The 6,362-nt window shown below is 44.7% G+C and carries 6 protein-coding genes; all 6 read left to right on the top strand.

Features of this window, described 5'->3' with window-relative positions:
* Window positions 1–2,509: DUF8189 domain-containing protein (locus IM496_RS06270; protein ID WP_287661563.1), on the top strand; the 2,509-nt coding region annotated here is incomplete at its 5' end.
* Between the two features lie 437 nt (window positions 2,510–2,946).
* Window positions 2,947–3,189, top strand: a complete 243-nt coding sequence (locus IM496_RS06275; protein ID WP_002761871.1) for a DUF433 domain-containing protein — start codon at window positions 2,947–2,949, stop codon at window positions 3,187–3,189.
* Between the two features lie 143 nt (window positions 3,190–3,332).
* Window positions 3,333–3,806, top strand: coding sequence for a type II toxin-antitoxin system VapC family toxin (locus IM496_RS06280; protein ID WP_194013445.1), 474 nt, complete (start codon window positions 3,333–3,335; stop codon window positions 3,804–3,806).
* A 2-nt stretch (window positions 3,807–3,808) separates the two neighbouring features.
* Window positions 3,809–3,970: a hypothetical protein gene (locus tag IM496_RS06285; protein ID WP_192575067.1), complete on the top strand. Its 162-nt coding sequence runs from the start codon at window positions 3,809–3,811 to the stop codon at window positions 3,968–3,970.
* 379 nt (window positions 3,971–4,349) lie between these two features.
* A complete protein-coding gene (locus IM496_RS06290; RefSeq protein ID WP_287661564.1) occupies window positions 4,350–5,600 on the top strand; it encodes a HEPN domain-containing protein in 1,251 nt (416 codons plus the stop codon).
* A 332-nt stretch (window positions 5,601–5,932) separates the two neighbouring features.
* A complete protein-coding gene (locus tag IM496_RS06295) occupies window positions 5,933–6,208 on the top strand; it encodes a hypothetical protein (RefSeq protein ID WP_287661565.1) in 276 nt (91 codons plus the stop codon).
* Window positions 6,209–6,362 lie beyond the last annotated feature (154 nt).

Here is a 6,362-nt window from a genome sequence, read left to right on the forward strand (position 1 = left end):
AATCGGCACGGATAATACCCTATATCTGAATTGGCGAGATTCATCAGGTGGCTGGAGTGGTTGGGGAGCAAACTGGAATAATGCACCAAAACTAGCCAGCATTTTTGCGATAGAGACGACCGACAACTGCCCTCATGTATTCGGAATCGGCACGGATAATACCCTATATCTGAATTGGCGAGATTCATCAGGTGGCTGGAGTGGTTGGGGAGCAAACTGGAATAATGCACCAAAACTAGCCAACATTTTTGCGATAGAGACGACCGACAACTGCCCTCATGTATTCGGAATCGGCACGGATAATACCCTGTATCTGAATTGGCGAAATTCATCGGGTCAATGGAGCGGTTGGATAGCAAATTGGGGCGCGGGGAAAAAGCCCAGTCCAGTTACAAATGAATACATCGATAGAGTCAAGGAAGAAGTAAAAGATTATTTCAACCACCTTAGCGGAGAGGCTTATCTCCGGGTGCTGGATACACCTCATGTGTGGGGAATGCCATTTGGCAAAGCGATCATGCCGCAAGCACTAACCCGCCAGGCAGAATTTGAACGGGCAATCGTGGAGATCGTACAAAAAGCAAAATATCGCTGCGATATATCTTCTTTGAATAGTCCTGATCCAGACTGGGCAAGGGTCATCATGGGGGCTATGGATACAGCATTGACCAGGGTCATGGGCAGAAAGCAACCCACTCAATTCCGGTTTTTCTTTGGTCAAACACCAACTGTGCCGATTGGAGAGCCTACCAATTACGCCGATTTTAAAGCAGCTCTGATTCGGTTGTTCAGGGAACGATCACAATACTGGGAAATGATGCCCGAAATATGGTTTGGTCGCTTTTATAGATTGCAATCGGGCATCATATCTGCCATTCAGGCAAAAGTATTTGGCAGTGCCGTCATTGGAAGTGACGACACAAAGATGACCTGGAACCACACAAAAATAATCAGTGTAGATGGCACAGAAGCCCTCGTTGGGGGTCATAATCTGAACATGGACCTGTTTAGAAGTTATCCTCCAGTACATGATGTTTCCAACGTGGTACATGGAGAGGCAGCCTATGGCGCACAACTCTTCTTAAATCAAATGTGGGTGTGTGGGACAGATCTATTTACCAAAGAGTCCTTGAACACAGATAATTTGACTTGGGTAAATCGCGATAGTGAGGCGAATAAGCCAAATGATCCGCTTGTCCAACCGGATATAGCAGCCTATATGAAGACCAGGCAGGATGCATTGATTGCCATGCACGAATCTGGTGTTCAAACAGGAGTGGATGCACCTTACAATAACGGAGAACAACCCGTACCGGCAGAAATTCGCGACCAGGATTTACAAACGGTTTCGGATTTAGATCTCGAAGTGTTCCAGTATCGCGTTATCTATAATACCTATGAGGGATGGTCAGATTATAAACAGGCTACTCGCATGTTAACTCTGGGTAAATACTGGGATGGGCCGGAACAAACGACGGACTTCCAGAAGGCATCCGAGATCATGAAAGAATATTTGATCAAGAATGCGAAGCGAACCATCAAGATGTCGCAGATGGACATCGTTAGCGCATGGAAAAAGAACTGGTCGGATCATCATGTGTGTATTTGGTTATTGGAAGCACTACTGGCCAACCCGAACCTACAGGTTCAGATCGTGGTTTCACCATTGGATGCCGGGGCCGGAGCAGAAGGAGACCAATACTCCTTTGGATCGGGAGCATCGCGCACATTTGATCTGTTAAAATATTACATGACACACGATGTAGCCACTGATGCGCCATTGAATGATCCAGATGGTAAGCGTGCCAGCGCCCTGACAAGGTTACACGTAGCCCCGTTTTATTTCACAGACCAGGTGCCGGCAAGCGACACGATTGAGGGCGATACCTACAAATGGCCAAACCTCAGCAAGGAAGGATATACTGCCACCCTGAAGCAAAAGCCCCTTGCGGATCAACCGCCTTCTCATGGCGTAATTGGAAGTGCTGCATGGTCTGTGCTGAATGCAAGCGGTTATATCTATGACAAAGTACCATCAGCACCCGGAAATCATGCCAAGATCATGATCGTGGATGATGAGCTATATATTGTTGGGTCCGATAACCTTTATCCCGGTTTCCTTTCGGAGATCGATTATATGGTTGAAGGAGCCGATGCCGTGAATGAGCTGATCACTTCATACTGGAACCCGCTGTGGCAATACTCCGGTCCCCATGCCATTTCAGGAGCATCGGACACCGCGTCTGTTACAGTTGGTTATATCCAAGGCGGTAATACGAAAACCGTTATCTGGACGCTTAATCTCTCCATGTCCCTGCTGGAATTAAAACAGAAGATGAAAAATGAGCTTCCCGCAGATGGTCATGCGGACAATGCAGCCGATCTCAATGTGTGGGGCCCCAATGGTATGGCCATGACGCCTGATACCCAGATATTGCGAGACTTTGGACTGAAGAATGGTCAGCGCATCAATGTAGATTTTCCGGGAGCGGGAACTGCATTTGGCTGATCAAATCAGGACAAGTGCTGCTTGCAGATAGAAAAAGAACCACTCATGGAGTTCCTGTAATAAAAATACAAACTTGGATGAAATAAGCGAGCTGCGACAACACAATTTATCGTTACGAAATGAAATTCACATAACAATCGCATGCACTCGGACAGCAAAAAGCAGAGTGCGATCGCCGATCTTGTCGGGTGCGTTCCCTAATGTGGCTCCTACTGCTCCACTGATCGATTTTGGGGAACGCACCATGCCCATTGATTGAAGCTGTGGGTTTAAGTGTGGTGTGGGCTAATCTGGCTAACAGGCTTTTGGACGTGATATAAGGATAGTATGGGTGACGGTTTATCTGATGACGGAGAATGGATATGTGGAGGATGTTTTTCAGGCATTGCTTACCCCGCTAAAGGTTAAAGTGATCATGAAGCAATAGAATTACTCTAATGAAACTAGATCGTATTACGAGCAATCCAAACCGTATGAATGGGCAACCCTGCATCCGTAATCTTCGCCTTACGGTTCGTCGAGTGATTGAGCTACTGGCAACTTATCCCGATCGAGCAGAATTACATCAAGAGTTTCCGGAACTGGAGGATGAAGATATTCGACAAGCCCTAATTTTTGCATCTTCTTACTTGGATGATCGCATCATTGAACTTCCTAATCGCTATGAAGCTGTTGCTTGATCAGGGACTACCGCTTTCTGCGGCAACTTTATGCTGACAAGAATATTTCACGTACAAGGTTGGGTTGACGACTGTTACCCAACACCCTCAGAACCAAGATTAAATGCGGTAGGATAGGCATTGGATAGATTTTCTAGATTGCCGTGAGCGAAACCGTCTATATTGAAACCAGTATCTTAGGCTATCTTACTGCTCGACCCAGCAGAGATATTGTTGTGGCCGCAAATATTGAGGTGACGAAGGAGTGGTGGAATACACGTCGCGGCGATTTTCAACTTTACTCATCCCAAGCGGTCGTGAAAGAAACCTCACAAGGTGATGTTGTGATCGCATCTCAACGACTAGAAATCCCTGCTAATCTATCTTTACTCGACTTGAACCAAGCTGTGCTAGATTTAGCAGAGCAATTTTTGGAACGCAGCAACCTTCCCGCAAAAGCTGATATTGATGCTGTTCATATCGCCGCCGCAACCGTTCACGGCATGGATTACCTGCTCACCTGGAATTGCAAGCACATCGCCAATGCTCAAATTCAGGGAAAGTTGGCAGAGATCAGCCTTGATTTTGGCTACGAGTTGCCAATTCTTTGTACACCCTATGAACTTCTCGGAGGTTGATTATGTTTCAGGATGAGATTGTGGAAGAGATCCACAAAATTCGTGAAGAGTACTCTCGGTCATTCAATCATGACTTGAAAGCCATCTTTGCTGATTTGCAAAAGCAACAAGCTGAAAGTGGCAGAGAAGTTGTAACCTTATCTCGAAAACACGGTCTAACTTAGCCGTTATACTGAATCGGTTTTTAATAGCATGATTAACTCCCAATCCAACCCGAAAAACCCGCTCCCTTCTCCCCACTGCTGTAACAAAAAACAACTATCCCCCGATAGCGATCGCTAAAGGTCGAATAATTGTAAATTTTTGTCAATGGGTGCGGTCAGATCGAAGAATCATCGCTAGAATGAGCCTAATTGTCAGGAATTTAGTTAAACAAGGTTTTTGGCAATATGCTAATCTGGCTAACAGGCTTTTGGGGTTGATATAGGGAAAACTTCTGGCGATTGCGCCTAAATGGAGTGATATACAGAAGGTTGACCCATATCGTTACTTTCAAGAGTGTTATACGGAAAGTTTCTGTATAATCTCTAGTTATAAATCACCATGAACCAGCAACTCATCAAAAAACTTGCAGATCAGCTTAAGAGTTCCGCTGAGGGCGCCTTACCGCCAGGTAAGGAATCTGAATTTCTCGGCTTTCAAATCCACGATCGTGTTGCTTACAGATTAACGAATGAAGCTGCCAGAACTTTTAACGAGGTAGTATCAAAGCTTCTTAATCAAAAGCATTTTTCAAAAAAGTTCTCATCTAAATACATCGAAAAGAAGCTAAAAACTGTCTTTGCGGAATTACTCTCTAATCCAAATTGTGATCTTGAAAAGAAAATTAGCGATCTAGGAGACGAACTATCTAGCTTTGATCAGAACAACATTGTTTTTCTTAAAATCGAAGGAATAGTGTTGTCTGCTTGCTTAACTATAGGAAAGGTTCGCTTTGTCCCGGGCGACGAATTCCTGATACAAGATATCAACGATAAATTCAGCGCAATCATTAAAACATCAAAAAATGATGAAGAATCCATGAAAAGATTCAAGGAACTAATCGAACAAGGAAGTAGAAGCGAATTTCAAGGTGGATGTGTTGGTGTTGTTGAAGTAAATGCCGAACCAGTTAGAGCTTTCGAATACGCTAAAGAAGAAGTCCGTAGAGCAATCGACCTTCTTAGATTCTCAACGAAGGCAATTTATCCTTTACCTGAGGACATTCGCATCGGTCTAAAAGGAGATCACCCAAAAACCCAAAGGCAAGGATTTATCGTCTCAGAAACCGGCTTTAACACGCTGGGTGACTCTGTTGGCTCTGTTCGGTCATTTGAGATTAACGAAGATGCAATTCGAAGAATGGATGAAATTGGCGTTTTTCTGGTCTCAGATGCCTTATCGAAAACACAAACTAATAATCTGGAAGAGGCTTTGATTAGAGCCATTCATTGGTTTTCTGTTGCAATTACACAGAATGAATCTAGCAATTCATTTCTATTTCTAATAGTTGCATTGGAGTCACTATTCAAAGCAGAAAGAGGTAATTCAATCGCAGGTACTATAGCCGAATCTGTGGCTTTTATTATGGCCGACAATCTCGAAGGAAGAAAGCAATTAATATCAATTGTTCGGGATTACTATGGAAAAAGAAGTGGTGTCGCCCATGGAGGCAATAAGTCTATATCTGATTCAGAGCTATTCACCCTCATCAATATAGTACGTACTACACTTATGGTTGTCATTGAAAAGCTAAAAGAGTTCAGCTCTCAAAAAGAATTAATGGGTTGGATTGAGGAGATGAAACTAAAGTGATTTATAACAAGGCGCTGCACTCGGACAAAATAAAGCTGCGCTCGTTCCTCGCTACGCTTTATTTTGCCGGTGAGCTTGGGCGTTAGGCATAGCGAATAAATCCTCATTATAAACGTGCGAGGTTTAGTGCGATCGCCGATCTTGTAGGGTGCGTTCCCTAATGCAAGTCCCACTGCTCCAGCGATCGATTTTGGGGAACGCACCATGCCCATTGATTGAAGCTGTGGGTTAAAGTGCGATGCCGCTCTTGTGGGCTCAGTTGGGGAATGTTAGCGAAGATTCCCCATGTTTGGGTTAAAATAGAGGGCAAAAGTTGCCACAGGGTCAAGCCAATGACAGTTCGTCAACCCCGCTACAGCAAAGAAGAATTCGCTCGACGTGGTAATGAGATTTATGAATCTCAGGTATGTTCTCAAGTGGAGGAGGGAAATCAGGGGAGAATTGTGGCGATCGACATCGAAACTGGGGCGTTTGAGCTTGCCGACGATACGATTACTGCTACCGATCATCTCTATGAGCGTGTCCCTGATGCTCAACCTTGGGTGATTCGTATTGGACATAGAGCCGTCTTCCGTTTTGGCAGTCGCAGCCAGAGAAAGCCCGTATGATGTGTGGGGATGGGTCTTTTGTATGGCTTTAAACTTCAGATTGAGGCAGTGGAAGGTGGGCGCGTTACGATCGAAGCTTTATGACTCAGCCAAAGTTATCGGTGAAGACGGTCTAACTTTACCGTTATACTGAATCGGTTTTTAATAGCATGAT

Origin of the sequence: Microcystis sp. M049S2 (assembly GCF_020245625.1) — a bacterium.
In the GTDB taxonomy this organism is placed as follows: domain Bacteria; phylum Cyanobacteriota; class Cyanobacteriia; order Cyanobacteriales; family Microcystaceae; genus Microcystis; species Microcystis ichthyoblabe_A.